The 24,894-nt window shown below is 70.1% G+C and carries 25 protein-coding genes, 1 tRNA gene and 4 pseudogenes; 14 read left to right on the forward strand and 16 right to left on the reverse strand.

Annotated features, from left to right (window positions below):
- Positions 1-276 (forward strand): annotated as a pseudogene (locus A5692_RS29520) (hypothetical protein); the annotation flags it as partial.
- Here the strand turns inward: A5692_RS29520 and A5692_RS17645 are convergent.
- Positions 248-1,084, reverse strand: a pseudogene (locus tag A5692_RS17645) (glycosyltransferase family 39 protein); the annotation flags it as partial. The pseudogenes A5692_RS29520 and A5692_RS17645 overlap by 29 nt on opposite strands.
- Positions 1,085-1,132: 48 nt before the next feature.
- On the reverse strand, positions 1,133-1,360 hold the full coding sequence (locus A5692_RS17650; protein WP_067924304.1) for a hypothetical protein: 228 nt from the start codon (positions 1,358-1,360) through the stop codon (positions 1,133-1,135).
- Between the two features lie 108 nt (positions 1,361-1,468).
- On the opposite strand from A5692_RS17650, the gene A5692_RS17655 reads away from it, so the two are divergent.
- From A5692_RS17655 to A5692_RS17665, 3 genes are read left to right on the forward strand one after another with little or no spacing between them, the layout of a single operon-like run.
- Positions 1,469-1,777, forward strand: a complete 309-nt coding sequence (locus A5692_RS17655; protein ID WP_067924303.1) for a hypothetical protein — start codon at positions 1,469-1,471, stop codon at positions 1,775-1,777.
- Between the two features lie 40 nt (positions 1,778-1,817).
- Positions 1,818-2,468 carry a GAP family protein gene (locus A5692_RS17660; protein ID WP_068058139.1) on the forward strand — a complete coding sequence of 217 codons (651 nt, stop codon included), beginning with the start codon at positions 1,818-1,820 and terminating at the stop codon, positions 2,466-2,468.
- A gap of 10 nt (positions 2,469-2,478) precedes the next feature.
- Complete coding sequence (locus tag A5692_RS17665; RefSeq protein ID WP_067924309.1) at positions 2,479-3,150, forward strand: GAP family protein; 672 nt, start codon at positions 2,479-2,481, stop codon at positions 3,148-3,150.
- Here the strand turns inward: A5692_RS17665 and A5692_RS17670 are convergent.
- A complete protein-coding gene (locus A5692_RS17670) occupies positions 3,138-3,911 on the reverse strand; it encodes a hypothetical protein (RefSeq protein ID WP_068058141.1) in 774 nt (257 codons plus the stop codon). The two genes, A5692_RS17665 and A5692_RS17670, sit on opposite strands and share 13 nt — an antisense overlap.
- Before the next feature lie 28 nt (positions 3,912-3,939).
- On the opposite strand from A5692_RS17670, the gene A5692_RS17675 reads away from it, so the two are divergent.
- On the forward strand, positions 3,940-5,430 hold the full coding sequence (locus A5692_RS17675; RefSeq protein WP_068058143.1) for a bifunctional phosphatase PAP2/diacylglycerol kinase family protein: 1,491 nt from the start codon (positions 3,940-3,942) through the stop codon (positions 5,428-5,430).
- 12 nt (positions 5,431-5,442) lie between these two features.
- Here the strand turns inward: A5692_RS17675 and A5692_RS17680 are convergent, their stop codons facing one another.
- Complete coding sequence (locus A5692_RS17680; RefSeq protein ID WP_197514498.1) at positions 5,443-5,757, reverse strand: DUF732 domain-containing protein; 315 nt, start codon at positions 5,755-5,757, stop codon at positions 5,443-5,445.
- Between the two features lie 147 nt (positions 5,758-5,904).
- Entirely contained in the window at positions 5,905-6,249 is a 345-nt protein-coding gene (locus A5692_RS17685; RefSeq protein WP_068058147.1) for a DUF732 domain-containing protein, read from the reverse strand.
- A gap of 322 nt (positions 6,250-6,571) precedes the next feature.
- Between A5692_RS17685 and A5692_RS17690 the strand changes: the two genes are divergently transcribed.
- Complete coding sequence (locus A5692_RS17690; protein WP_068058149.1) at positions 6,572-7,123, forward strand: hypothetical protein; 552 nt, start codon at positions 6,572-6,574, stop codon at positions 7,121-7,123.
- 149 nt (positions 7,124-7,272) lie between these two features.
- Here A5692_RS17690 and A5692_RS17695 read toward each other — a convergent pair whose 3' ends face one another.
- The 6 genes from A5692_RS17695 to A5692_RS29910 all read right to left on the reverse strand — a co-directional run bounded on the left by A5692_RS17695 (position 7,273) and on the right by A5692_RS29910 (position 14,853).
- Positions 7,273-8,094 carry a L,D-transpeptidase gene (locus A5692_RS17695; protein WP_068058151.1) on the reverse strand — a complete coding sequence of 274 codons (822 nt, stop codon included), beginning with the start codon at positions 8,092-8,094 and terminating at the stop codon, positions 7,273-7,275.
- Between the two features lie 216 nt (positions 8,095-8,310).
- On the reverse strand, positions 8,311-8,565 hold the full coding sequence (locus tag A5692_RS17700) for a hypothetical protein (protein ID WP_068058153.1): 255 nt from the start codon (positions 8,563-8,565) through the stop codon (positions 8,311-8,313).
- 161 nt (positions 8,566-8,726) lie between these two features.
- A complete protein-coding gene (locus A5692_RS17705; protein ID WP_068058155.1) occupies positions 8,727-10,550 on the reverse strand; it encodes an Hsp70 family protein in 1,824 nt (607 codons plus the stop codon).
- Between the two features lie 100 nt (positions 10,551-10,650).
- Entirely contained in the window at positions 10,651-12,132 is a 1,482-nt protein-coding gene (locus A5692_RS17710) for a dynamin-like GTPase family protein (protein ID WP_068058157.1), read from the reverse strand.
- Positions 12,129-13,961 (reverse strand): dynamin-like GTPase family protein, encoded by a 1,833-nt coding sequence (locus A5692_RS17715; protein ID WP_068058159.1) that lies wholly within the window; start codon positions 13,959-13,961, stop codon positions 12,129-12,131. Before A5692_RS17715 ends, A5692_RS17710 begins: the two co-directional genes overlap by 4 nt.
- Positions 13,962-14,061: 100 nt before the next feature.
- Positions 14,062-14,853 (reverse strand): hypothetical protein, encoded by a 792-nt coding sequence (locus A5692_RS29910; RefSeq protein WP_156766137.1) that lies wholly within the window; start codon positions 14,851-14,853, stop codon positions 14,062-14,064.
- Between A5692_RS29910 and A5692_RS29915 the strand changes: the two genes are divergently transcribed.
- Positions 14,830-15,618 carry a hypothetical protein gene (locus tag A5692_RS29915; protein ID WP_156766138.1) on the forward strand — a complete coding sequence of 263 codons (789 nt, stop codon included), beginning with the start codon at positions 14,830-14,832 and terminating at the stop codon, positions 15,616-15,618. The two genes, A5692_RS29910 and A5692_RS29915, sit on opposite strands and share 24 nt — an antisense overlap.
- Here A5692_RS29915 and A5692_RS29920 read toward each other — a convergent pair.
- A complete protein-coding gene (locus tag A5692_RS29920) occupies positions 15,615-15,830 on the reverse strand; it encodes a hypothetical protein (protein WP_156766139.1) in 216 nt (71 codons plus the stop codon). The two genes, A5692_RS29915 and A5692_RS29920, sit on opposite strands and share 4 nt — an antisense overlap.
- 6 nt (positions 15,831-15,836) lie before the next feature.
- The gene (locus A5692_RS29925; RefSeq protein WP_156766140.1) at positions 15,837-16,076 is read right to left on the reverse strand and encodes a hypothetical protein; all 240 of its coding nucleotides are present in this window, start codon (positions 16,074-16,076) and stop codon (positions 15,837-15,839) included.
- Positions 16,077-16,140: 64 nt separating this feature from the next.
- Here A5692_RS29925 and A5692_RS29930 point away from each other — a divergent pair, with 64 nt between their 5' ends.
- Entirely contained in the window at positions 16,141-16,338 is a 198-nt protein-coding gene (locus A5692_RS29930; RefSeq protein WP_156766141.1) for a hypothetical protein, read from the forward strand.
- Positions 16,339-16,566: 228 nt separating this feature from the next.
- Here A5692_RS29930 and A5692_RS29935 read toward each other — a convergent pair.
- Together A5692_RS29935 and A5692_RS17725 are read right to left on the reverse strand one after the other, a co-directional pair.
- Positions 16,567-16,770: pseudogene (locus A5692_RS29935) on the reverse strand (IniB N-terminal domain-containing protein); the annotation flags it as partial.
- A 220-nt stretch (positions 16,771-16,990) separates the two neighbouring features.
- Positions 16,991-17,548, reverse strand: a complete 558-nt coding sequence (locus A5692_RS17725) for an IniB N-terminal domain-containing protein (protein WP_068058163.1) — start codon at positions 17,546-17,548, stop codon at positions 16,991-16,993.
- Positions 17,549-17,805: 257 nt separating this feature from the next.
- Here A5692_RS17725 and A5692_RS29940 point away from each other — a divergent pair, with 257 nt between their 5' ends.
- Positions 17,806-17,970, forward strand: coding sequence for a hypothetical protein (locus A5692_RS29940; RefSeq protein ID WP_231984357.1), 165 nt, complete (start codon positions 17,806-17,808; stop codon positions 17,968-17,970).
- Positions 17,971-17,978: 8 nt separating this feature from the next.
- Positions 17,979-20,405, forward strand: coding sequence for an isoniazid response ATPase/transcriptional regulator IniR (gene iniR, locus A5692_RS17730; protein ID WP_068058166.1), 2,427 nt, complete (start codon positions 17,979-17,981; stop codon positions 20,403-20,405).
- Positions 20,406-20,463: 58 nt separating this feature from the next.
- Here the strand turns inward: iniR and A5692_RS17735 are convergent.
- Positions 20,464-20,537, reverse strand: a tRNA-Gly gene (locus tag A5692_RS17735).
- A 182-nt stretch (positions 20,538-20,719) separates the two neighbouring features.
- Between A5692_RS17735 and A5692_RS17740 the strand changes: the two genes are divergently transcribed.
- From A5692_RS17740 to A5692_RS17755, 4 genes and pseudogenes are all read left to right on the forward strand, one after another.
- Positions 20,720-21,376, forward strand: a complete 657-nt coding sequence (locus A5692_RS17740; RefSeq protein WP_068058168.1) for a hypothetical protein — start codon at positions 20,720-20,722, stop codon at positions 21,374-21,376.
- A 34-nt stretch (positions 21,377-21,410) separates the two neighbouring features.
- Positions 21,411-21,983, forward strand: coding sequence for a dCTP deaminase (dcd, locus tag A5692_RS17745; protein ID WP_067749071.1), 573 nt, complete (start codon positions 21,411-21,413; stop codon positions 21,981-21,983).
- 131 nt (positions 21,984-22,114) lie between these two features.
- Positions 22,115-24,064: a hypothetical protein gene (locus tag A5692_RS17750; protein ID WP_231984359.1), complete on the forward strand. Its 1,950-nt coding sequence runs from the start codon at positions 22,115-22,117 to the stop codon at positions 24,062-24,064.
- A 182-nt stretch (positions 24,065-24,246) separates the two neighbouring features.
- A pseudogene (locus A5692_RS17755) lies at positions 24,247-24,894 on the forward strand (hypothetical protein); the annotation flags it as partial.

Here is a 24,894-nt window from a genome sequence, read left to right on the forward strand (position 1 = left end):
CGCAGCCCGCCGTTCGCCGTGCTGTCGGCGGTGGTGATCGCGGCGGCTATCGCGTTGTGGCTCAGCGGGTCCGCCACCCTCGCGCGGGCCGACGAGCAAGCGCTGGCTCTGGCGACCGCGTGGCTGGCCCTACCGACCGCGGTCATCCTGGCCTACTCGGCGTTGGTGCATCCCATCTACACCCCGCGCTATATGACGTTCACGGCGCCGGGAATGGCGCTGATCCTGGGGGTCTGCGCCGCGGCGGTGACGGTCCGGCCGTGGCGGACCCGCTGAGCCACAACGCGATAGCCGCCGCGATCACCACCGCCGACAGCACGGCGAACGGCGGGCTGCGCTCGAAATACTGTTGCACCACCACGTCTTCGAGGGTCCGGCGACCGATCGGCGCGATCCAGCTGATCTGGTGCGCCTGCCCGGCAACCGTCAGCAGGAACGGCGTCATGGCGCCGACCGCGACGGCCGCCGCGGCCGCGAACCGCAACAAAACCGTTCGCGCGCAACGGGACACGATGACGAGGACCAGGTGGGCGGCCACCAGCAACGCGAGGTACACCTCGAGCGCGATCGACGCGGCGAGGGCAGCGCCGTAGGCCGCCCACAGCCAGCCGGTGTCGCGGCGCGCGGCGCGAACCAGCAGCACCGTCAGCCACACGGCGGCCATCATCGACAGCGCATACGGGCGGGCCTCGATGCCTGCCCAGGTCGTCCGGGGCAGGATGGCGCAGAAAACCCCGGCCGCCAGCGCGACCGTGCGCGACGAAAACTGCTTGCCCAACACCACGATTCCGGCGGCGGCGCCGCCGACGGCCAGCCCGCTCGGCGCGCGCGACCAGAACTCGGTGGGCGGGAAAACCTGAAACCAGGCGTGCATGAGCAGGTAGTACGCGCCGTGCACGGCGTCGACATTGCCGAGCATCCGCCACAACTGGGCGAGGGAACGGCTGTAGGCCGCCGAGATGGTGGCGGCCTCGTCGTACCAGAACGACGGGCGCGACGCGCCACCCAGGCTCACCGCGACGGCGAGCACCCCGACGAGCAGCGGGTCCAGCGCGGCCGGCGGACGGCGAAGCGGGTTCCGCACGCCGCTATGGTGCCAGAAGCGGAGGACGGCCCCGCCGCTGGCCGAAGCTCAGTTGAGCAGCCAGACGTGCCAGAACCCGTCGGAGCCCAGGCGGCAGTCCCAATGGGTGTACAGGTTGTCGTTGTGCATGAGCTCGACGTGCGGGGCGTCCGCTTCACAGCCGGCCTGGCTCGAGTAGTTGCCCTCGACCTCGATCTCGTCGGCACCGGCGACGCCCACCCCGGTGGTGAGCAGCCCGGCCAGCGCCAATAGGCCGGCGGCGCAAGCCAACTTCATGTGGACCTCCCCTTGGTAGCTGAGCCGACTATATCGACGGGCCCGGGCCGCGGCTCGAAAACGAAGAACTCGCCGAACCGGACATCTATTCGAACGTATGATCGATCAATGGGGCAGTTCGCGTCCATCGGGTACAACGGCCAACCGGTCCGCAGCCCGTTTCGGGTGGTGCGCCCGCCGATCACCGTGCTGGTGGACCTGACGGTGCTGTTCCCGCGCGAGCCGCACCGCTCCGGCCGCTATCAGCCCAACGGTCTGCAACTGCACAAGGTGGTCGAGGGTCTGCTCAGTTGTTGGGGCCTGTGCGAACAGGGCGATTGGTGGGGGCTGGTGACCTACCCGGTGGCCTACGGCTCCGAGCGCAAGACCGTGACCCACTGGGTGCCCGCCTGGACGCTGCGCCGAAACCGGTTATGAGATGGGATGATTGCTGCCCGTGGACACAAGTTGGGGTTCGGTGCTGACCAAGCTCGTCGCGCTGGCGGCGGTCATCGCGCTCTCGCCCATCACGATCATCCCGGCCGTGCTGGTCCTGCACGCACCCCGTCCACGGCCCACCGGCCTGGCGTTCCTCGCCGGGTGGGTGCTGGGCCTGGCCGCCCTGACCGCGGTGTTCGTCGGGGGCTCGGGACTGCTCGAAGGCCTGCACAAGGCGCCACCGACGTGGGCGTCCTGGCTGCGCGTGGCGCTGGGGTCGGCGCTGATCGCGCTGGGCGCCTACCACTGGCTGACCCGGCACCGTCAGGGCAGCATGCCGCGCTGGATGCGGTCGTTCTCCACGCTGTCGCCCACGCGCGCGGGGGTGACCGCCGCCGTGCTGGTGGCGCTGCGGCCCGAGGTGCTCCTGGTCTGCGTCGCGGCCGGACTGGCGATCGGTAACAGCACCCTGGGTGTCGCCGGCCAGTTGCTGGCCGGCCTGTTCTATCTCGTCGTCGCCGCGTCGACCGTCGCGGTCCCGATCCTGGGTTACGTCTGGGCCGGGGACCGCCTCGACGACGCGCTGGAACGGCTCAAGGTCTGGATGGAGGATCATCACGCGGCGCTGCTCGCGATCATCCTGGTTCTGATCGGTTTGTTCGTGCTCCACAACGGGATTCGCGCCCTGTAGATTGCAGCCCATGGCAGGAAGCTGGGGCACCGTGCTGACCGGGCTGGTTCCGCTCGGGCTGGTCGTCTCGCTTTCCCCGCTCACGGTCATCCCGGCGGTGCTGGTGCTGCAGGCGCCGCGCCCACGGCCGAGCGGCCTGGCGTTTCTAGGCGGCTGGGCGCTGAGCCTGGCCGCCCTGACGGCGCTCTCCGTCGCGACCTCCCACCTGCTCGGCGGCCTGGACAAGTCGCCGCCGCGGTGGTCGTCGTGGCTGCGCGTCGTCCTGGGTTCGGCGTTGATCGTGTACGGCATCTACAAATGGCTGAACCGGCGCGGCCACGCCGAGTCGCCGGCCTGGATGCGTTCGTTCGCCACCATCACCCCGGCCCGCGCGGGGATCATGGGGGCGGTGCTGGCCGTGGTGCGGCCGGACGTGCTGCTCATCTGCGTCCCCGCCGGACTGGGCATCGGCACCGCCGGGCTCGGCCTGGTCGGCGACTGGGTGGCCGCCGCGTTCTTCGTCGCCATCGCGGCATCCAGCGTCGCGATCCCGATCCTGGCCTACGCGGCGGCCGGTAGCCGCCTCGACGACACCCTGGCGCGGCTCAAAGACTGGATGGACCGGAACAACGCCGCCCTGCTCGCGGCCGTCCTGGTGGTGATCGGTGCGATGCTGCTCTACCACGGCATTCACGCCCTGTAGCCGCCGTCGGCAAGGCCGGCGTCCTCCTCGAGCCGGTTGATCGCGCCGAAGGCGTACTCACGGACCAGCTCGCGACCGTAACCGGCGAGCATGCCCGCGTAACCCTTGGCAGCCCACTGCCGGCAGTGACGCTCTTCGTGGTGCAGCAACCGGTCCAGGTCAAGGGGGCTCTCCGCCGGCCTCCCGTCGGCGCCGGGGTACCAGGCATGCCCGGACTCGACGATCCGGCGCAGCCACACCGCGGGGTCGGTGAGGCCGCCGAGGTTGACCATGAAGATGTCACCCCAGGTGGTGCCGCCGCGGCGGCAGAATTGCCGCTGGATCCAGTTGCCGCCCAGGCCCATGAGGATGCCGTTGGGCGTTGCGACCAGGCGCCCGCCGTTGCGGTCGACGAACCTCACGTCGCGGGCGTAGCTCCAGCGGTTTGCCTTCTGCCGCAGCATGATTCGCGTGACTTCGGCGGCGCTGTAGGGCGTCGGGGGGAAATCGGTGCGCCGCGTCCCCGTGCCGCCGTAGCCGGTGCCCGCGTTCAGGATGTAGGTGCATACCACCGCCGCGCGGGCGTCGCCGCCGCTGGTGCCCCGCGGCAGGAGGAAGAAGGATTTGCCGTCCGGGTCGGTGATCTCAGCCATGCTCCCGAGAACCCGGAAGCTCGCCGGGGTGATGGCGTGCCGCCGGGCGACCTCCGCGACGACGTCCGGGCCAACGCCGCGCCGTGCGGCGTTGGCCCGCCATGCCTCGAAGTAACCCGCTGCGTCCATGTCCGCCAACCAATTTAGGGTGTAGCGAATGAATAGGCGGCCCTGGCGACGCGCGCGCGGCATCAAGCAGATCACCCAGGGGCTGGGCACCCTGGACCGCGAGGTCTTCGAAGCGATCGCCGAGACCGACACCCCGCTGCTGGACATGGTGATGCCGACGCTGACCCGGGCGGCCGACAACTCCAAGCTGTGGTTGGCCATCGCCGCCGCGCTGATGGCCTCGGGGAAGCAGAGCGCCCAGCGCGGCGCGACGCGTGGCGTCGTGACGCTCGCGGCCACCAGCCTGGTCACCAACCAGGTCGCCAAACGCATCCGCCGCCGCCCGCGCCCGGGCTACGAATTGGTGCCGTTGGTCAGGCAGGTTCGCCGCCGCCCCACGTCGAACTCCTTCCCGTCGGGGCACTCCGCCAGCGCGGCCGCGTTCGCGGTCGGGGTGGGTTTGGAGAACCCGATGCTGGGTTTCGGGCTGGCGCTGCTGGCCGGGCTGGTCGGCCTGTCGCGGGTGGCGACCGGCGCGCACTACCCGGGCGACGTCGTCGCCGGGTTCGGCATCGGGGCCGGCCTGGCGGTCCTGGGCGGTCGGCTCGTCCCGCCGATCGTCGCAACCGCGCTGCCCACGACTGAGCCCCTTCGCGTCGCGACGCCCGAACGGCCCGACGGCGCCGGGGTGGTGCTGGTGATCAACCCCGAGTCGGGCAGCGGCACCGGGGCCCGCGTCGTCGACGAGGTGCGCGAAGCGCTGCCGAAGGTGGACATCCGGGAGCTGGGCCCCGACGACGATCCCGAGGACGTCTTGCGCGACGCCGCCGCGCGCGCCGAGGTGCTCGCGGTGGGCGGCGGCGACGGCACCGTGGCGGCCGCGGCGGGGGTGGCCATCGAGACCGGGCTGCCGCTGGCCGTGTTTCCCGCCGGCACGTTCAACCACTTCGCGAAGGACATCGGCTGCGACACCGTGGCCAAGACCGTCGACGCGATCCGCCGCGGCAGCGTCGCATGCGTAGACCTGGTGTGCCTCAACGAAAGTCAGATGGTCCTCAACACCGCCAGCATCGGCGCCTACCCGACCTTCGTGCAGCAGCGCGAAAAACTCGAGAAACGCATCGGCAAGCCGCTGGCCGGCCTGTACGCGATGCTGCACACGCTGCGCCACGACCAGCCCGTGCGGATCTCCTACGACAACAAGACGCTGCTGACGTCGCTGTTCTTCCTAGGGAACTCGCTGTACCTGCCGACCGGGTTCGCCCCGGCGCGGCGGACCCGCATGGACGACGGGCTGATCGACGTCCGCATGCTCGAGGCGGGCCGGCCGTGGGCGCGCACCAGGATCCTGGCCGCGCTCGCGCTCGGGCGGCTGGAGCGCAGCCCGCTCTACCACGAGCTGCAGGTGCCGGAGTTCAGCTTCGCCGCGGTCGACGGCCCGACGGTGATCGCGTGTGACGGCGAGGTCGGTGACGAATACGAGAAGGCAAGCTTCACCGCCAAGTACCGGGTCCTGCCGGTGTTTCGCCCCTGCGACTAGGGTCCCTCGCCGTTAGGCGTTCGGGCACAGATCCCGCATGGCGAAGATGACGACGTCCGCGGCCTGCCGGCCGTTGATCCCGCCGGTGCCCTGGTCGGCATCCGAGCGCTGGATCGCCAGGCCCTCCAGCTGTTGCGGGGAGGCGCCCCAGGAAAGCTGCTGGCACAGGTCCGCGCCCATCTGCAGCAGCGCCTCGTCGCCGCCGTTGACGGCGTGGATGCCGGCGTTGTGCAGGTCATTGAGAAAGGCAGTCTGGTCGGCCCTGGCCGGGCTGGCCCAGCCGATCCCCGCGGCCAGCAATGGGCCACCTATGAGGGCCGCGCCCATGAACCGGCCATAGGGCCGCTGTGCTGCCATTCGATTCTCTCCTTCGTCCCGTGCCCGATCACCGATGATGCACTTTTACACGAAAGTGCCGTGGAGCACGTTGCGGAAGAGAAATCCCGACGATGAATAGTCGGCAAAGACCGACCGTTATGCGTCCGGGCAGAGATCGCGCACGGCGAAGCCGACGACGTCGTCGGCCTGCTGGGGCGTGAGGCCGCGTGCGCCCTGCCTGCTGTCCGAGCGTTGCACCGCGAGGCCCTCGAGCTGCGAGGGCGAAGCGCCCCACGACAGTTGCTGGCAGAGGTTCAAGCCCATCTGCACCAGCGCTTCGTCGCCGCCGGTGACCGCATGGATCCCCACTTTGTGCAGGTCATTGACGAAGCTGGTGGCGTCAGCCTGCGCCGGGCCGGCCCACATCACCCCGGCCACGAAGAGTGGGCCTCCGACCAGTGCGGTGGTCCTGAGTCGGCCGCAGAGCCGGTGTGCTGTCATGGCTCCTTCTCCCGTTCGTTCACCATCTAGTTGTCTGTTGTTCACCTCCATGGAACCTCCAAGACATATCGATTCCCCGAAAGTTTCCTGTGAATGAGCTGCGCAAAATCGCCCGGGCGGCCGCCGTCGGCGTCGGCAGACCTGCAGGGCCGCAACCGACTTCGTGACGCCCTTGTGACGTCACCATTTGGAAACGGCGCGGTGCGGCGCGTCCGGCGTTTCGTGGCGGCTGACGACAATTGGCTCGGTCGCCGAAAGACGGCTACGCGGTTCTGCTGCACCAGATGGTTATGTGAGCGCGAATAAAGGAGAGTCGACGCTGATGGCGATCGTCGATCGGTTCAACATGAAAGTAGTTGCCACCCTTGGGTTGTGCGGAGCCGCACTTGCGTTGAGTCCGGATGCAGCAGCCGCTCCCCTGAAGACGGGCGGCTACGCCTGCATACAGGGGCAGGCCGGCGAGGCGGGCGCGCCGCTGGCCGGACCGGGAGCCGCCGGTGCCGCCGGCGGGGCGGCGGCCGCGGGCGGAGCGCCGACCGCGGAGGTCTGCGCCGCCAGCGCGCCGCTCACCGACATGGCCGGTGTCCCATTGGCGGTTCCCGGGCCCTTGCCGGTGGGTGCTCCCGTGCCGTTGCCCCTGGGCGCCCCGCTGCCGTTGCCGCTAGGTGCTCCGCTGCCCATCGCCCCGGTGGTGCCCGCCGGTGCTCCGCTGGTTGCCCTCGGCGGGCCGCTGGCCGCCGGCGCGCCCCTCGACGGGATCGCCGGTGCCCCGCTCATCGATATGTCCGGCGTCAAGGACGCGCCGACGGGTGCGGCGCCCACGGGCGGACCTCAGCCCGGTCAGCCGGTCGCGCCCGGCCCAGGCGCGCACTAAGCCCATCCCTCCCAACCGAAAGGACCCGCTGGCGGCCACCGGCGGGTCCTTTCTTATGTGGCTTGGATACGGCCTCAATTCGAGGCTAGCCTAGGCGAAAAGCCCTCGCGTTCAGCGTGATTGGAATGCGCAGATCTGACCGGGCCTCCTCAGGACGGAGGCCGCTCCCAGAGGTCTTGCTTGACGATCACCGGGTCGCCGACATTGACCGTGTTGTAGTACCACTCGGCGTCTTCGGGGCTGAGGCTGATGCAGCCGTGGCTGACGTTCTCCAGCCCCAGTGACTGGACGGCCCACGGAGCGGAGTGCACAAACAGGCCGCGATTGGTGATCCGGACGGCGTAGTCGACGTTGAGCAGATAACCGTTGGGATCGTCGACAGGAATGCCGACGCTGCTCGAATCCATAAGCACCGACCGCTCTTTCGACAACACGGTGTAATTGCCGACCGGTGTCGGATACTCCGGCCTACCCATCGATGCGGGCAGCACGCCTTCTTCGCCGAAGTGGGGGCGGTGATGGGGAGTGGGCGGCGGGGTCGCGTCGACTCCGTCGACGCTCACTGTGAAGGTGTGGTCGGTGATGTTGGCGACGCCGATGACCTTGGGTCCGGTCTTGAATTCCGTGGACCGTCCCTCCACGGAGAGCGCCACCGTGCTGTGCGCCGGCCAGTAGTGGGCGGGGACCCACTGCACGACTTTGTTGTCGAGCCATTCGAACTTGCCCGTCATCGCGGGCGTGGAGGTGACCGCGATGGCGCGCTCGGCGGCATGCCGGTTGGCGACCGGCGCGTCGAACGTCACCACGACGGGGTGCGCCACGCCCACCGTCGCGCCCCGCGCCGGCAGGACCGACGCGATCGCGAAGTCATGCGGCTGATTCGCCGCCGCCGCGCTGGTGCCAGCAGGCCCCGCAACCACACCCACGGCGATTCCGACCACCGCAAGAACACACCGAACGTCCGCCCGCATGGCTCCGATTCCTCTTAACTGACATCGTTGTAATAGGAGGATCGTAAATCCCCGCTGACCAGCGGAAGCGCAAGGGCGCGTTAGCATTTGATCAAGCATCGGTCACGTTTCGGCCACGGGGGGTTTAGTTCGAGAAATGGGGCCCTGCGCTGGGGCTTCAGCCGCACGGGATGGCGGCTTCGCCGAAGTGGCCTCGAGGACGGGTGGCGCCGGGCTTCAGGTGTGTGGCCCGCGGCCGTTGTCGTGGTCTTCGTCGTCCTCGTCGTCCCAGTACGCCCACTCGGGAAGCGGTGTGCTCGGCATGGCGCCATAAACGGATGCCTCGTAACCGGGCTGCATGCCACGCCCCCGCCAGTGCGGAGTCAGCCTGTTCGCCCGTGAGCGCCGCACGCCGCGGACGATCAACGCGACAACGCCGCCGACGATGAAGGCGATCACCGCGACCTTGAGGATGAGCAACAGCAGGGCCATATGTCCTCGAGTCTTGCGGCGGAGGTCGGGGGACTAATCCTAGACCGTGAAGCGGCAGAACACTTCGGCTACCTACTGGCCGCCGCATTGCACAGACATGTTGTCGCCCAGCGCTTTCGCTGCCAGCGACGGTCTGCGTGTCGCCGAGGGCGGGACCCGAGCTACGGGATCGGCGGGATGGTCGGGATCCCAGGGATCCGTGGTATGCGCGGAATCGGCGGTACCTGAACCGAGGTCGGCGGATTGTCCGCAGACGACGGTGGTGGCGGTGCCGGCGGCGACGTCGTGGCTGTTGACGGGGCGCTCGTCGGCGGCGGTTCGGTGGTCGTCGGCGCAGGTTGGGTGGTGGTCGGCGCTGCCGGTTCGGTGGTGGTCGGCGCCGGCTGAGTGCTCGCCGTCGGCGGCGGAGGCGCCGCCGTACCGGTCTGAACGGGGGCCTGCTGCGCCGGGGCCGGGTTTGTCTGCACCGCCGAAGGCGGCGGTGACGGTTGCGGGGTGGTGGTGACGCCGGGTGTCGACGTGACCGGTGTACTGGTGGAGCCGTGGCTCAAAGCCAGCGCGATCACCGCGCTGAGGGCCAGCACCGCCGTGGCCGCACCGAGAACCAGCACCAATGGCCGCCGATACCAGGCGGTGTCGGCGGGGCGAGCCTCGTCGGGGATCGGTTGTTGCTCGAACCGCAGCTCGGGCCGGGCGTAACCGGTCTCGTCGCCGAACCGAAACGGCGGCGCGGCGGATGGCGCTGGGGCGTCGGCCCGGCTCTGGGATTCGTCGGCAGCCAGGGGCAACAGCCCCGATTCGTCGCCGGCCTCCGACCATGCCAGTGCGGGCATGGCAGCGGACACCGGCACCACGTCCTGCAGGGTCGGTTCCGCAAGCGGCGGTGGCGCCGCCACGCGTGTCGCGGCGGCCAATTTCGTTTCGCTGTTGTCGGCCGGCCCCCGTGCTGCCCGCAGCGCCGCACCGGTGGCGGCTGCCAGCTGCGGCCGCGGTGGCGTGGTGACCGGTACGCGAAAGTGCTCGGAGAGCCTCGTGGTGATCTCCGGGATCGCCGCTCCACCGCCCACGGAGGCGATGGCAACCAGGTCGGTCGCGCGGATTCCGTTGCGCGCCAGTGTGTCTTGTAGGACATGGACGAACTGGTCCAGCGGCTGATTGATCGCTTCGTTGAGTTCGGTTCTGGTGAGCCGGATATCCCCGCGGAAGCCGGGCAGGTCGGCGGGCAGCGTGGTCGCCGTACTGGCCGAAAGCCGCTGCTTGGCCGCCCGGCATTCGGCCCGCAGTCGGGTCAGCGATCCGATCGCCGACGTGGCCGAAACGTCGATGGAACCCGCGGACGACAAATCCGCCACGATGTGGGCCAACAGGGCTTGATCGATCAGTTCCCCGGAGAAATCGGTGTGGCGCACCGTGGCACCAATGGGCTGGTAGCCGTTGGTGGCATCGACAAGGGTGATGCTGGTTCCACTGGCGCCGAAGTCGCACACCGCGACGACCCCGCGGATGGGCAGACCAGGGTTGGTCTGCAGGGCGGTCAGCGCCCCTAGGGCATCCGAGATCAGCGAGAGGGATTCCGAACCGCCCGACCATTCGGGCACCCGGCTCAGCGCCGTGCGCAACGCATCCACCGCGGCGGGGCGCCAGTGTGCGGGATAGGCCACGGCCGTCGCCTCCGGCAGCGGGTGCCCGGCGGTCGCAGCGTAGGCGAGGGCACGCAACGCGTCCGCGAGCAACGCCTCGCCGCGATGCGTGGAGCCGTCGGCGGCCACGATCGCGACCGGGTCTCCCACCCGGTCGACGAAGTCGGTGACCACCAAGCCGGGCTCATCGAGGTGGGGGTTCTCGGAGGGAACGCCAACCTCGGGCGGCCGATGTTGGTACAGCGTCAGCACCGACGTGCGTGTCAGTGCCCGATCGGCCGTTATGGCTCCCAGGTTGGCGGTCCCGGCCGACAGCCCCAGCGCCCGTCTTGCTTCCGTTGACATATCGTCCAATTCAGGTGTCCGCCGGCGTGCGTATGCGCGGCCACGACAATGTATCGGCAGCCAACCTATAGCAGGCCGGCGCTGTCATCCGATTCACACGTCAACCGCGCGCGGCGAAAGCCGCCACCATCGCTTCGGCGCTGCGCACCGCCGCGCGGCACGCCCTGGTGGTGAACGGGTCGTTGAGCGGGTGCTCGGCGCGGCGGCGCCAACGTTGGGCCGCGGCGAACGCGGCGCGCGGCGCGTCATGGTGCGCCTCGGGGGCCAGCCCCAGCCGGCTGGGCGCGTCGGTTCCCGAACCGCCGATGATGCGCCGCAGCGACGCGAGCTCTTCGTCGTGGAACGCCGTCGAGCGCGAATGCAGTTGGCTGAGCAGGCGCAGCTCCTCGAAGGCGTGGGTGTCGGCGAGCAACGGGTCGATGTCGGCGAGGATGCGCGGCGTGCCCGGGATCGGGTTCGCCTCCACGAACCGACGCAACGACACCAGCGCGGTGTGTGCCTTGAGCATGTCGGAGCGCTGCGCGAATTGCTGATCGATGACGCTGCGCAACGCGACCAGCCCGCTGCGTTCCAGCAGCTCATCGGCGAGCCCCGCCGCGTCGGTGACACCGGCCTTGAGCACGGCGATCGAGATCCGGATGCCGAACATGCCGAACCGCTCGAGCAGCCGGCCACGCGTCCCGGTGTCCACCGGCAACGGGCTGTCGGGACGGGCGAAGCGGTCCGCGCTGAGCATGGCCTTGTGCAGCTCGGCGGCATCGACCCCGGCGAGTTTTTGCAGCGCGACGAACTCCGACTGGCGCAACGTGCGGGCGGTCAGCGCCAGCAGCCCCGACACCGGCACCACCGCCTGGCAGACGCCCGTCTGGCTCAACTCGCGGGTGAACCTCTTGGCCACGCCTTCGGCCGAGAGCATGGCGTCGAGCCGCCCGGCGCCGATCTCGTCGGCCCGCGACGCCACGCCGATGATGCCCAGCGCTCCGGCCGCCCCGCCGACGAGGTCCCCGATCTGTTTGAGCAGCGCGATGTCAGCGGCATTGAGGGTGCGCAGCAAGAACACCACCGCGTCCACGCGAGGCATCCCGTCCTCGGGCACCAGCAGCCGCAGCGTGCGCGCGGAGACGTCACGCGCCAGCGACGAGGTCCCCGGCGTGTCGATGATCGTGGTGGCGATCAGCTCGTCGGCGGGCCATTGAACGTCGAGGTCAACCACGTCGTCGGGGTTCAGCCTGCTCAGGTCGAAGCCGAGTCCGCCGTCGCGCATGATCGGCACATCAGAACGACGCCCCCCACGATGGTTGGCGGTGACCTTCGGTGTGGGGCCGTGCCGAAACCAGGTGACGATCCGGGTGGCCTCGGTGGCGTCCGTGGGCGCGACGGTTTCCCCGACCAGCGCGTTGACCAGAGTGGACTTGCCGGCCTTGAGGGTGCCAGCCAGTGCGATGCGCATCGGTTCGTTGAGTCGCGCGGCGATGCGGTGCAATTCGTGGAAGACGTCGGGCCGGTCGCGGTAGACCGGTTCCGCCTGGTAGGCGCGAATGGTTCCGCCCAGGATGGCGCGGACCTGCTCGCTGGTGCTCACACCCGTGTCACCTCGGGCGCGAGCTTGTCGACGTTGTCGGTGACCTGGGTCAGGATGTTCAACTGCCGCTCCAACTCGCGGATTCGGGTGTCGCGCTCGGTCTCCTCCAACCGCGCGGCGGCGATGGTCGCCTGTAGCGATTCGTTGAGCGAGCGGGTGGCCTGGTTGGCGATGTCGCGGTAATGGTCCCGCAGCTGACGTTGGATCGCCTTGAGCCGGTCGCGCGACTCCTTGCCGACCACGAAGGACACATCGTCGACGAAACGCCGCAGGTTGGTCTTGGCCTCGTTGCGGGCCCGCAGCAGCCGGTTCTCCTTGTCTTCCTTGTAGGCCATCCGGCCCATCACCAACCCGGCGCCCACCGACAGCGGGTTGAACAGGCCCAGCCCGGCGACCGAGGACAGCATGCCGACCATCACCATGCCGCCGTAGGAGCCGCGCATGCCCGTCACAACCTTGTGGCCTTTGCCCATGGGTTTGGACTCCAGCCGGGCCAGGGATTTGAGTTGCCCGAAGTCCGCGCCCATGGCTTGCGCGCTGAGCTCGGGCATGGCGACAGCACCCAGCCCCGCCTCGACGAAGACGCGGGCCACTTCCTGGGCGAGGGTTTTCGCGCGCTGGTAGGCCCAGACGAAATTGTCGCCGACGGCGGTGGCGACGGCGTTCTCCACGTCCACCCCGATCTCGGCCCAGTGCCGGGTGGGGTCGCACGAGTCGATCACCCGCTCGGCGTGCTCGGTGATGGCCCGGAAGCGTGCCCGCAAATCGTGGTCCACGTCGCCGGTCAGGTCGGTGATTCCGTCGTTGAGCAGCTGTTGCCACAACGCCGTCTGCTGCAGCGCGTCCTCGGCCTCGCGTTTGCGTTGCTCCAGGTCTTCGGTGAGCCGCCCACCGACGTCGGCGTCGCTGAGGGCGGCCAGCTCAGAGCGCACCGCAAGCGTCAAATGCTCTGCCGCCGAGCGGATTTCATCCAGCACCTGGTCTCGAAGCTGGTCGTTGCGGCGTGTCAGCACATCCTCACTGAGGAACTTCACGATCGCCGGGAAGTTCGACTCGTCGTTGAGTTCCTTGTCGTTGAGCGTGATGGCGTGGCTGCGCAACAGCGACGACACCGGAAGCACCGGCATCGGTACCCGGGCGCGCTGCAGGTGTCCGATGTTGGCGTTGACGATCTCGCGCCAATGCGGATACAGATCGGTCTTGGTGGCCAGCAGCACCCCGACCGGACAGATTTGATGGGCCTGCTGCACGAATCGCATTTCCGGCTCGGTCAATTCCTGGCTGGTGTCGCTGACCATCAGGATCGCGTCGGCATCAGGTAACAATCCCAGCGTCGCCGACAGGTGTGGCTGACCGTGACCGCCCACGCCGGGGGTGTCGATGAAGGTGAGCCCCCCTTGCAGCATCGGGCTGGGCGCGCCGACCTCCACCCGCAGCACCTCGCGGCCGGCGGCCTGCGGAGCCTGGCGCAGGTCGGTCTGCAGCTCGGCGACCGGGACGTCAGCGGTTTCTGGTTCGCCGCTGGGGCCTGCCAGGACGATCCGCGCCGACGGCGGGTCGCCGTAGGCGACGACCGTGATCAGCACCGTGGCCTCGTCGTCACCGACGCGCGCGACGGGCATGTTGAGCAGCGAGTTGAGCAACTGGCTTTTGCCCTGCTTGAGCTGGCCGGCGATCACCACCCGGATGTGGGGGTCGGTGATGCGTTCGCGGGCCCACGCGAGCCGCTGGCGCAGGTCGCCGCGGCCGTTGAGGTCGGCGATCGTGCTGGTGTGATCGATCAGTTCGACGATCACGTTGACCCGGCGCGGGTCATCGGGCTGAGTCACCGGGCCGCCCTACTTTCTGCGTTGAATTCCGAAACACCGTATGCCCACCGACCGGCGGGAACCCCGTAAGGTCCCCGCCGGTTCGCGGCGATGCCTCCGATCAGAACCCGGTGTGCGGGTCCACCGGGTGGTGTGTCATCGGGTCGCTTTGGACCGGCGTGTGCGATGCCGCCGGGTCGTAGCTGTTGTGGTCGAACACCGAGTGACTCGAGGCGTCGGCGGCCGACTGGCCCGACGCATCGAACGCCGTGTGGCCGGACGGGTCGGCGACCGCCGACGTGCCTTGTAGGGCCGAGTGTGCGTTCACCGAGGCCGCGCTTTGGCCGGCGGCCGCCGCGCTCGGATCCGCGTGCGCGGGCGTGCTGGGACTCTGAATGACAGAGGAGCCGCCGCCCGCGGCCGCCGCGTGGCCACCGGCAGTGGCGGCAGAGCCGCTGTCGTGTATGACGCCGCTTTGGCCCGCGGAGACGTGGCTGGTACTACCGCCGGCCGTCGTACCGCTGCCCAACGTAGCGCCCTCGTGGCTGAGAATGCTGCCCTGCGCGTTAGCGCCGGCGCCAACCGCTGCGCCGCCACTGGCACCGACCTGAGTTGCCATGCCGGTTTCGGCGGAGGGAGCCGTCGGCTGAGCGCTGGCGTGGCCACCCAGCGCGGCGCCCTCGCTGTTGAGGATGCTGCCGTGCGCGCCGCCTTGGCCGCCCGCGGCGATTCCGCCTTGGGCGCCGGTCAACTGGGTGCCGCCGCCGAGCGCTGCGCTTTCGTTGCCCAGGAAGCTGGCGTGACCGCTGGCGTCAGCAGCGAGCGCCGCGTTCCCGGCGGCGCTGGCTTGGGCGCCCAGGCCGGCATTGCCTAACGAGCTGGCTGCCGCTTGAGCGCCGGCGGCACCGCCCACGGCGGTAGCGCCGCTGACACCGCCAACAGCGGAGCCGCCACCCGAACCGAATGCGCCACCGCTGGTGCCGAGGGTCGCCCCCCCGGCGGCGCCGGCCTGACCGCCCACGCTGACGCCACCCGACGCGCCGCCGAGTTGAGCTCCGCCGCCCGCCTGGCCGCTGGCCTGACCGCCGAAGCCGCCGCCCGCCTGGCCGCCGTAGCCGCCGCCCGCCTGGCCGCCGAAGCCGCCGCCCGCCTGGCCGCCGGCCTGACCACCGAAGCCGCCGCCAACGCGGCCGCCGAAGCCGCCGCCAGCCTCACCCTCGGCGCTCGCCTGACCAGCAGCTCCGACCTGACCGCGACCTCCAGCCTGGCCGCCAAAGCCGCCGCCGGCACGCCCACCTGCGTCGCCGCGACTACCGCCAGCGATCTGGCCGTCGCCTCCGCCTTGCCATCCGGCGCCACCACCGGCACCAGACCCGCCACCGGCTTGGCCGCCGGCACCGAATCCGCCACCGAGGCCAGCGTCAGCGTTACCGCCGAAACCTCCACCGGCTTCGCCGCCGGCTTGGCCGCCGACGCCAGCACCGACACCAAAGCCGCCGCCGGTTTGGCCGCCAATGCCGCCTTGCCATCCGGTGTCACCACCGACACCGAAACCTCCGCCGGCTTGGCCGCCAATGCCGCCTTGCCATCCGGCGTCGCCACCGACACCGAAGCCACCGCCGGCTTGGCCGCCGAAGCCACCACCGATGCCCGCGCCCGCTTCGCCACCGAGCCCTAGGCCAGCGCCGGCGTCACCACCGACACCGAAGCCTCCGCCGGCTTCGCCGCCGGCGTGGCCGCCAACGCCAGCACCGACACCAAAGCTGCCGCCGGTTTGGCCGCCAATGCCGCCTTGCCATCCGGCGTCACCACCGGCGCCGAAACCTCCGCCGGCTTCGCCGCCGGCTTGGCCGCCGAAGCCACCACCGATGCCCGCGCCCGCTTCGCCACCGAGCCCTAGGCCACCGCCGGCTTGGCCGCCAACGCCGCCTTGCCATCCGGCGTCGCCACCGACACAAAAGCCTCCGCCGGCTTGGCCGCCAACGCCGCCTTGCCATCCGGTGTCACCACCGACACCAAAGCCTCCGCCGGCTTGGCCGCCAACGCCGCCTTGCCATCCGGCGTCGCCACCGACACCGAAGCCACCACCGGCCTCGCCACCAAAGCCACCACCGATGCCCGCCCCCGCTTCGCCACCGAGCCCTAGGCCAGCGCCGGCGTCACCACCGAGACCGAAACCTCCGCCGACTTCGCCGCCGGCGTGGCCGGCAAATCCGCCGCCGAAACCTCCGCCGACTTCGCCGCCGGCGTGGCCGGCAAATCCGCCGCCGAAACCTCCGCCGGCTTGGCCGCCAACGCCGCCTTGCCATCCGGCGTCACCACCGACACCAAAGCCACCACCGGCCTCGCCGCCAAAGCCGCCACCGACACCGAAGCCACCGCCGGCTTCACCGCCTAAACCCCCACCGACGCCGTAGCCGACCTGAGCACCCAGCCCCACCGCATCGGACAACTCCGCGCCGCCACCCAAGCCGGCACCGACGTCGGCGCCAAGCCCGGCGGCTGCCTCACCACCAGCCGCCGCAGAAACGTTTGAGGCCGCCGCGAGACCGAACTGACTGGCCACCGCTTGCTGCAGACCAACGATGGGGTCGCCGCCACCTAGGTCGAGCCCCGGCACCGCGCTGGCCGCCACCGAGGAGACCTGGGCGGGGGACACGTCAGCAAACCCGGCGTCATTCAGCGCCTGCTGCGGAGAGGCAGCGAAAGCCCTGGCCGCGTCTTCGCTGCGGAACAGGTCAAGGATGTAGTCGATCAGAGAGCTCACGTCAGTGCCTTTCGATTGTGACTCGTTTGAGCCGTTGCCGGTGCTACGCCGACGTTCCGACACTCAAGCTAGGCGCTTGTCTTGAGGCCGGTAACGGGGCCGAATCCCCCAGTCGTCTGCGCCCTTGGCGGGATCACTCAGCCCATGCCGTTAGGGGATTAGGGGGGTGGTTAGGGACAAGGTGGAGCTTGGTCGGATAACCCCCCATCGACAGCATTTCCCCACTTCAGGACCATAACGGCCGACAATTGCGGTCGTCGACCAAGTCGATAACGAATCGAAATCACCCGAAGTGTGGGTCGAACCCGAATCCGTGATGATCATTCTCGACGGTGTGGCTGTCGGCGACGGAGTGATCCCATACCCCCTGGCCGTCCATCCCGAATCCGCCGTCGTGGACTGGCTGATCAGGCATTTCGTCGGGCGCAGCGATCGTCGCCGATGGATCATGCAGCTCGACCGGCGCTGGATGCGGATCTGTCCCGGCCCCGGGCGCTTCGCCGCCGACAGCGGGCGGGTGATCGATGACGTGGCTGGTCGGGCCGTGCCCCGCGGCGCCCGTCGGATTTTGGATCGGCACGTGCGCCGGAAACGCGTCGAACGCGGCCGTGGCCGCACCGCTCGCCCACACGTTGCCGTGCTCCGTGGCGCCGCCGGTATCGCCCGGAGTGGACATCGACAGCGAATCCGACACCATCGGGATCAGATGATTCACATCGGCGCTGGTGACACCCGTCAGGTGAGCCTCGGCGATCGCTTGCGCGGGATCTGCCGCGTATTGCGCGGCGGCTTGCGGGTCGCGCACGAGTGACATCACAAAGTCAAGCAATGCATTTGCCATGACACGCCTCCAGCGTGCGCTCCGTCACCATCAACGCCTACCCTCAGCCCAAACCCAGCCGTTTCCCGGAATGCTATCTGCCAACAGCACCGCCGTGATCGGTGTGCGCCCACCCTGCCCGGGCGCCGCGTTAGGGGAACCCCCATTAGGGGATCGCGGCGCCTACGGGGATTATGATGACCGGCGCGGCGGGGGAGCGCTAAGGTGGGCAGCGGCCGCCGACGCCAGTGACCCACATCGACGCAGGGACGTGCACCATGGGCAACTCGCTCGGATTGGCGGTCGGGTCGCTTGCCCGGCGGCCGGACGCCCTTGGCTCGGCGCGCCCGGTCCGCCGCCCACCCGAGAAGCTGCTCGACACGGCCACGGACGCGAGGGCGATCATCGACCACCGATCGCCCGCCCGCACCACGCCCGAGTAGCCCCCAACGTGGCCAGTCCAGACATTGCGGCCTCCATCGAGGTCCCGACCGACGCGCGTCGCATCATCAACGCGCTGGCGGACGGCGCGCACACCCCGGTCAAGGTTCTGGTCAGCGGCGGGATCGGCACCGGAAAGACCACCGTCCTCGCCGCCGTCCGAGATGCCCTCCGCGGTGCCGGGGTGACGGTGCTGACTCGTCCCCCGCGCGACGGGGAGCGACCCGACGCGGCGATGGTCATTGATGACGCGCAAATGTTGACCGACGCCGAGCTGCTGGCCCTCGTTGAGCGCATGGCTGACCCCGCGGCGACGGTCGTGGTGGCCGCCGAACCGTGCGAGCAGCACACCACGCTGCGGACGCTGACCGCGGCCCTCGAACGGGAGTCGCCGCGCCTATCGTTGGGTCCGCTACCGGTCGCTGACCACTTCGTGGACAGCACCGCGGGGCTGCCATTTTTGGTGCGGGCGGTGGCCGGGACCGCGCAGGACCCGTTGCAGGCGGCCAAGTTTGCGTTGATCGACCGGCTGCGCCGCCTCGACGAACCAGCGTTGGACGCACTGCTCATCGCGTCGTTGAGCCCCGGTTTGGGCACCGCCGATGTTACTGCTGCACTGGACATCTCGACGACCGAAGGGCTGCTGCTTGTCGACCGGGCGCGCGCCAGCGGGCTGATCGAGCCGTCGCACAGCTCGGGCTTCATCCGGTTGGTGCACGACGCCGTTGCCCAGCTCGTCGGCAACGCCCATCACCACCAAGTCGAGATCGCACTCTTGCGTTCCCAGCTCGCCATGTCCACGTTGTCATCGGACCTCGCGCTGCGTCTCGCCGAACACGGACTGCGAGACGCCGATCTGGCGAGCTTCCTGCGCCGCGCGGCAACCGAGGCCCGCGAGTCCGGCCGGGCCGCCCGGCTGTACCAGGCGGCGGTCGGCGCCGGCGCCGAAGGGCTGTCGTGCCGGCTGGCCGACGCGCTGGCCTTGACCGGAGACTGCGCGGGGGCGGCGGCCTTAGCCGATGATCTGCTGAGTTCGGCCGATGTTGCCGAACGTGCCGTTGCGGTGCGGGTGGCCGCCAGCGTCGCCGCGCACGACGGCCATGCGGGGCAGGCGGCCGACTTGTTCGGCTGGCTGGGCCCCTACCCGGACGCGGTGGTCAGCGCCGCCGGCGCGATCACACTGGCCGCGACGGGAGACCTCACGGCGGCGCACGCGGCGCTGCGGGTCCCGGGAGCGGGGCCACCGACGGCGGCCGCGCGCGCCGCCCGCGGCCTCGCCGAAGGCCTGCTGATGAGTATGAAAGAGCCGTACCCGGTCGCGGTGGCGAAGCTTGGCCAGGCAATCGCCGTGGGCGGATCGATGGGCGAAGTCATCCCCGATAGCCCGGCCGCCTTGGTCACGCTGGCCGCGCTGCACGGCGGCGATCCGGTGCGGGCGCGCAGCATCATCGGTCGCGCGGTGCGCACCGGCGGTGACGGGCTCTTCGAGCGTCGGCACCGGCTGCTGCTCGGCTGGACGAAGATGTGCGACGGCCAGCTCGCCTCGGCCGGCGCCGACGCCGACGCCGCCTCCTTGGGCGCGGCAGCCGACCTGCATCGGCGCGACGCGCTATGGGCGGCGACGCTACGCACCGCGATCGCGCGTCGCAGCGGCGACACCGGGGCGCTGCACAAGCATTGGTATGCGGCGATGGAGGTGCTCGCCGAATACTCCATCGACTTGTTCACCCTGCTGCCGTTGGGTGAATTGTGGGTCGCCGCGGCCAGGATGCGCCAGGTCGCCCGGCTGCGCCACACCCTGGATCTGGCATTCGGATTGTTGGACTCGCTGGGCAACCCGGTCTTATGGTCGGTGCCGCTGCATTGGGCGGGGGTGCACGCCGGAATCTTGACCGGTTCACCGGAATCCGTGGCCCCGCACGGGCGGGCCCTCACCGCGGCGGCCTCCCAGAGCGTCTTCGCCCAAGCGCTGGCAGGCGCTGGTCGTACCTGGCTGCGGGTACTCGCCGACCAGGTCGACGCCGACGAGGTGGCCACGGCTGCGCGCTCCCTGGCCCAGTTCGGGTTGACCTGGGATGCGACCCGCCTTGCCGGTCAAGCCGCGCTGCAGACGCCGGATGCCCGTGTATCGGGCGACATGTTGCAGCTCGCCCGTGATCTCAAGCTGGTCGCCGCGGTGGAGGAGACACCCGATGACGAGGGCGGGTCTGGCGCTCCGAAAACGACCCGCCAGCCGCCGTCGGCGTCGCCGTTATCGGCGCGGGAACGCGAAGTCGCCGAGCTGCTCCTCCTGGGCTTGCCGTACCGCGACATCGGCCGTCAGCTCTTCATCTCGGCCAAGACCGTCGAACACCATGTGGCGCGGATCCGCCGCCGGCTCGGCGCAGGCTCTCGTTCCGAGATGTTGTCGATGCTGCGCGCAATGTTGGCTTCGTAGCACTGCTTTGGGTGCGCCGACGGCGGTGGGGGCGGGCCTCGGCTACGGGCGCTTGATGTGGAGCCGATGACGGGAATCGAACCCGCGTATTCAGCTTGGGAAGCTGATGTTCTGCCATTGAACTACATCGGCGGTGTCGGCATCGAAGACTAGCATCGAAGAGCGGATCTGTTGGGCGCGTGGTGCGGCCGAACACCAACGGCCCAGCGCCCGTCCGGCCCGGTGTGCAAATGCGCGCCGGCAAGGAATGGCAACCGCCGACAATTCCCGAACCGGTGTTTATTCTTTCGTGATCTTGTCGTAATGTGCCTGGGGTGGGTCGGCACAGGTTAGCCAAGAAGCGGCGGAAGTCCCCGCTTGTCCTGGCAGCGGTGCTGGCGCCCGCGGCGGCGTTCTTCGCGGTGGCCGCAGATGCCTCCCCATTCGTCCCCCGGCACGAGCCCGTACCCGTTATCGGCGACGGTGCGCCGTGCTGCCCGGAAATCTTCGCGGCAAAACCGGTGGCCATTGTGCTCGCGTCGGACGTGTCGCGCGGGGAAGGCGCGGCTGAACCCGTCGCCGCATCGAGGTATCACACCAGGTCGCGGTTCCTGCCCGCCGGACTCGCCCCGGAGCAGGGCCTACAGGTGCGGACGATCCAGGTCTCCCGCAGCATCAGTGCCAAGTTTCCCCAGATCCACGAGATCGGCGGGGTGCGGCCGGATCCGCTGCCGTGGCATCCCCTCGGCCTGGCGCTCGACGTGATGATCCCGAACCCGCAGAGCGCCGACGGCATCGCCCTGGGCGACGAGATCGTCGCCTACGTGATGAGGAACGCGCGTCGCTTCGGAATCCAGGACGCGATCTGGCGCGGTGTCTACTACACGCCGGGCGGGGCGCAACCGAGCCGGCTCGGCCACTACGACCACGTCCACGTCACGACCACCGGCGGCGGATATCCCAAGGGTGGGGAGATGTACCTCGCCGACTGACCGCTCCGCGATGAGCAGCGGTTAGGCTCGTCGCGTGCTGCTCTCCGATCGCGACCTCAGGGCCGAAATCACCGCCGGCCGGTTGGGCATCGACCCCTACGACGACGCCTTGGTGCAGCCGTCCAGCATCGACGTCCGCCTGGACTGCATGTTCCGGGTGTTCAACAACACCCGCTACACCCACATCGACCCGGCCAAGCAGCAGGACGAACTCACGACGCTGGTCGAACCCGTCGACGGCGAGCCGTTCGTCCTGCACCCGGGGGAGTTCGTGCTGGGCTCCACGCTCGAACTGTTCACCCTGCCCGAGGACCTCGCGGGGCGGCTGGAGGGCAAGTCGTCGCTGGGCCGGCTGGGGCTGCTGACGCACTCGACCGCCGGGTTCATCGACCCCGGCTTCAGCGGCCACATCACCCTGGAGCTGTCCAACGTCGCGAACCTGCCGATCACGCTGTGGCCGGGCATGAAGATCGGCCAACTCTGCATCCTGCGGTTGACCAGTCCGGCCGAACATCCTTACGGCAGTTCCCAAGTAGGTTCGAAGTACCAGGGCCAGCGGGGACCGACACCGTCGCGCTCCTATCAGAACTTCATAAGGTCTACATAGGTTCTGTGGGGGTCCCCCGCCCCGGTTCTGCGCGATACTTAGTTAGCCATGGTTTTTTCCTCCGCCTGGCCGTGGTTCATCTCGCAATACCTTTGGAGGGGTTTGTCTTGGATATCGTGCTCGGGGTGTCGATGGCACCGGCATCGATCCAAATGGTCGTCCTCGAAGGCGAATACGCCGACGGTGCCACGGTGGAAGAGGACGTGTTCGACGTCGCGGCCGCCGACGAGGCGGCCACCGCGAGCGCGCCCGACCAGGTGCTCGCCGCCATCCTGGGCACTCGCGAGGGCGCGGCCGACGCCGGGCTGGAGGTGTCGTCCATCGGTGTGACGTGGACCGACCAGCTCGAGGCGGCGGCGTTGCGCGACGCGCTGGCCGCCCACCGGATCGCGAACGTCATGCTGGTGTCGGCCTTTCTCGCCGCGACGGCGTTGGCCCAAAACGTCGGCGGTGCAATGGGTTACGAGCGAACCGCGGTGATGTTCGTCGAGCCCGACACCGCGACGCTGGCGGTGGTCGAGACCTCCGACGGCTCCATCCCCGACGTCTACAAGCAACCGCTCTACGCCGAGTCCTACGACCAGGCCGCCGCGCAACTCCGCGGCATGATCGCGGGGCTGGAGAAGCTGGAAGCGTCGCCGGACGGCGTGTTGGTGGTGGGCTCGGGCGTCGACATCGCCCCCCTGCAGCCGGCCCTGCAGACGGCAACCTCGCTCACGGTGAGCATGCCCGAGGAGCCGGAGACGGCGCTGGCCCGCGGCGCCGCCCTGGCGTCGGCCAACGCTCCGCTGTTCGCTTCGTCGACCGCCGCGCTGGCTTACGCCCAGGACCCGGGTACCGGTGCCGTCGACCAGCACTCGCTGCCCGAATACCTGTACGTGCCCTTCGGGCCGGACGCGGGCGACGACGAGTTCGCCTACAGCGCGGTGCCCGATGAGGACTCCGACTCGCCGACCGTCGTGATCGAAAAGCTCTTCATGCCCGAGGAGAGCCAACCGCGGCGCAGGCCGGCGCTGCTGATCGGCAGCGGGTTGGCGGTCGCCGGCATCAGCGCGGTGCTGGCGCTCGAGATCGCGCTGGCGATCGGCATCCGCACCACCGGCACCGTCGCCTTGCAGCCCACTCCCGGCCAGCACCTCATCGTTCCGACGCAGGAGCCGCCGGTGCCCGCACCGGTTGAGGCGTCGGCCCCGGCGCAGCGGATCAACCCGCCGGTGCCGATGGCGGCGCCCATCCCGATGGGGCCGCCGGTGGCCGCGCCGCTGCCAGCGCCCCTGCCCGCCGCGCCTCCGATCCCCGCGGCCCCGGCCCCCGCTCCGGTGGTGCCGGTGCCCGTCGTGGTCCCGCCGATCGCGCCGGTGATACTGCCGCCGGTCCACGTCGCGGTGCCCAACCCGGTCGTCAGCCCGCCGGTCATCCAGGTGCCGCCGCCGCGCGTGTCGCCTCCGCAGCCGGTGCTGCCCCAACCCCCGGTGCACGTCCCCGAGCCGCCGCAAGTCGGCGGCACGGTGCCGCAGTCGCCGCCGCACCAGGTGCCCCCGGGGCAGGGCTCGTCGCCGATCCCCGAACACCCCGGCGGCTCCACCGGCGGGCAGATCCCGCCGCCCGGCTCGGGCCCGGGCGGCTCCACCGGCGGGCATGTCCCGACGCCCGGCGCGGGCACGGGTGGCTCCACCGGCGGGCATGAACCGCCGCCCGGTGCGGGCCCCGGCGGTCTGGGTGGTGGGCATGTGACCCCGCCGGGTGAGGGCGGTCTGGGTGGTGGGCATGTGACCCCGCCGGGTGAGGGTGGTCTCGGTGGTGGGCATGTGACCCCGCCGGGTTCGGGTCCGGGCGGCCTCGGCGGCGGCCACCTCCCGTCTCCGGGTTCCGGTGGCGGTGTGCCGTCCGGCCCCGGTGGCCTCTTTGGCGGCGGCCATGGCGGCGGACCCATCGGCGGTGGCGGCGGATTCGGCGCCCCGGGCGGCGGTGGCGGGCTCGGCGGCTTCGGCGGCGGCCACAGCGGCGGCGGCCTGGGCGGTGGCGGCGGTGGCGGCTTCGGCGGTGGCCACGGCGGCGGCGGTGGCGGCGGGCACAAGTAGCCCTCGATCGACGAAAGTCACTCGCGCGGCTGCCGGAGGCACTCAACTTCGCGCGCTAGGGTGGCGAGTTGGGGTGGGGCGCGGCCGGGATCGCTGCGAACACATCCGGCCGATTCTGAGAGTGACGAAGCCCCACGCGGGTTCCCGCGCACGGCAATCGATTTGGACGACTTGGAGGAGCGGTGGACGTCGTACTTGGCGTGTCTATGGCGCCTGAGACGGTCCGCATGGTGCTGGTGGAAGGCGAAGCCGCCGGTGGGGTGACCGTCGATCAGGACGGCTTCCCCCTCGCCGATCAAACGACCGCGGCCGGCGCGGCGGATCGCGTGGTCGCCGCGATTCTCGGCACCCGCGAGAGCGCGGCCCAGGGCGGCTATCAGCTGAAATCGAGCGGAGTGGCCTGGACCCATCCGTCCGAGGCCGCCGCGCTGCGAAACACGTTGGCGGAACGCAAGATCGACAACGTCATGCTGGTGTCGTCGGTCATGGCCGCCGCGGCGCTCGCTCAGGCGGCGGGCAGCGCGACCAATTGCGCGCGCACCGCGCTGCTGTACGTGGAGCCCAGAACCGCGACGCTGGCCGTCGTCGACACCGCCGACGGCTCGGTCGCCGACGTGCGCCGGCATCCGCTGCCCGGCAGCGACGAGGAGGCGCTGGCGAAACTGGCCGCGATGGTCTCCGGCGCCGAAGCGATGCGGGCGCGCCCGGACGGGCTGTTCCTCGTGGGCTCGGACGTCGACATCCCCTACATCAAGCCGGCGCTCGAGGCGGCGACCTCGCTGTCGGTGACCACGCCCGAGGAACCCGAGATGGCGCTGGCGCGGGGCGCC

It is taken from the genome of Mycobacterium sp. E342, assembly GCF_001667665.1.
GTDB lineage: Bacteria > Actinomycetota > Actinomycetes > Mycobacteriales > Mycobacteriaceae > Mycobacterium.

Coding starts and splice junctions, on each gene's coding strand:
- A5692_RS29940 (WP_231984357.1), top strand. CDS start 17,806: ATGGGCAACTCGCTCGGATTGGCGGTCGGGTCGCTTGCCCGGCGGCCG.
- A5692_RS17655 (WP_067924303.1), top strand. CDS start 1,469: ATGGGGCAGTTCGCGTCCATCGGGTACAACGGCCAACCGGTCCGCAGC.
- A5692_RS17650 (WP_067924304.1), bottom strand. CDS start 1,360: ATGAAGTTGGCTTGCGCCGCCGGCCTATTGGCGCTGGCCGGGCTGCTC.
- A5692_RS17725 (WP_068058163.1), bottom strand. CDS start 17,548: ATGGCAAATGCATTGCTTGACTTTGTGATGTCACTCGTGCGCGACCCG.
- A5692_RS17675 (WP_068058143.1), top strand. CDS start 3,940: ATGAATAGGCGGCCCTGGCGACGCGCGCGCGGCATCAAGCAGATCACC.
- A5692_RS17705 (WP_068058155.1), bottom strand. CDS start 10,550: ATGTCAACGGAAGCAAGACGGGCGCTGGGGCTGTCGGCCGGGACCGCC.
- A5692_RS17665 (WP_067924309.1), top strand. CDS start 2,479: ATGGCAGGAAGCTGGGGCACCGTGCTGACCGGGCTGGTTCCGCTCGGG.
- A5692_RS17695 (WP_068058151.1), bottom strand. CDS start 8,094: ATGCGGGCGGACGTTCGGTGTGTTCTTGCGGTGGTCGGAATCGCCGTG.
- A5692_RS17690 (WP_068058149.1), top strand. CDS start 6,572: ATGGCGATCGTCGATCGGTTCAACATGAAAGTAGTTGCCACCCTTGGG.
- A5692_RS17685 (WP_068058147.1), bottom strand. CDS start 6,249: ATGACAGCACACCGGCTCTGCGGCCGACTCAGGACCACCGCACTGGTC.
- A5692_RS17750 (WP_231984359.1), top strand. CDS start 22,115: ATGGCACCGGCATCGATCCAAATGGTCGTCCTCGAAGGCGAATACGCC.
- A5692_RS17670 (WP_068058141.1), bottom strand. CDS start 3,911: ATGGACGCAGCGGGTTACTTCGAGGCATGGCGGGCCAACGCCGCACGG.
- A5692_RS17700 (WP_068058153.1), bottom strand. CDS start 8,565: ATGGCCCTGCTGTTGCTCATCCTCAAGGTCGCGGTGATCGCCTTCATC.
- A5692_RS17680 (WP_197514498.1), bottom strand. CDS start 5,757: ATGGGCGCGGCCCTCATAGGTGGCCCATTGCTGGCCGCGGGGATCGGC.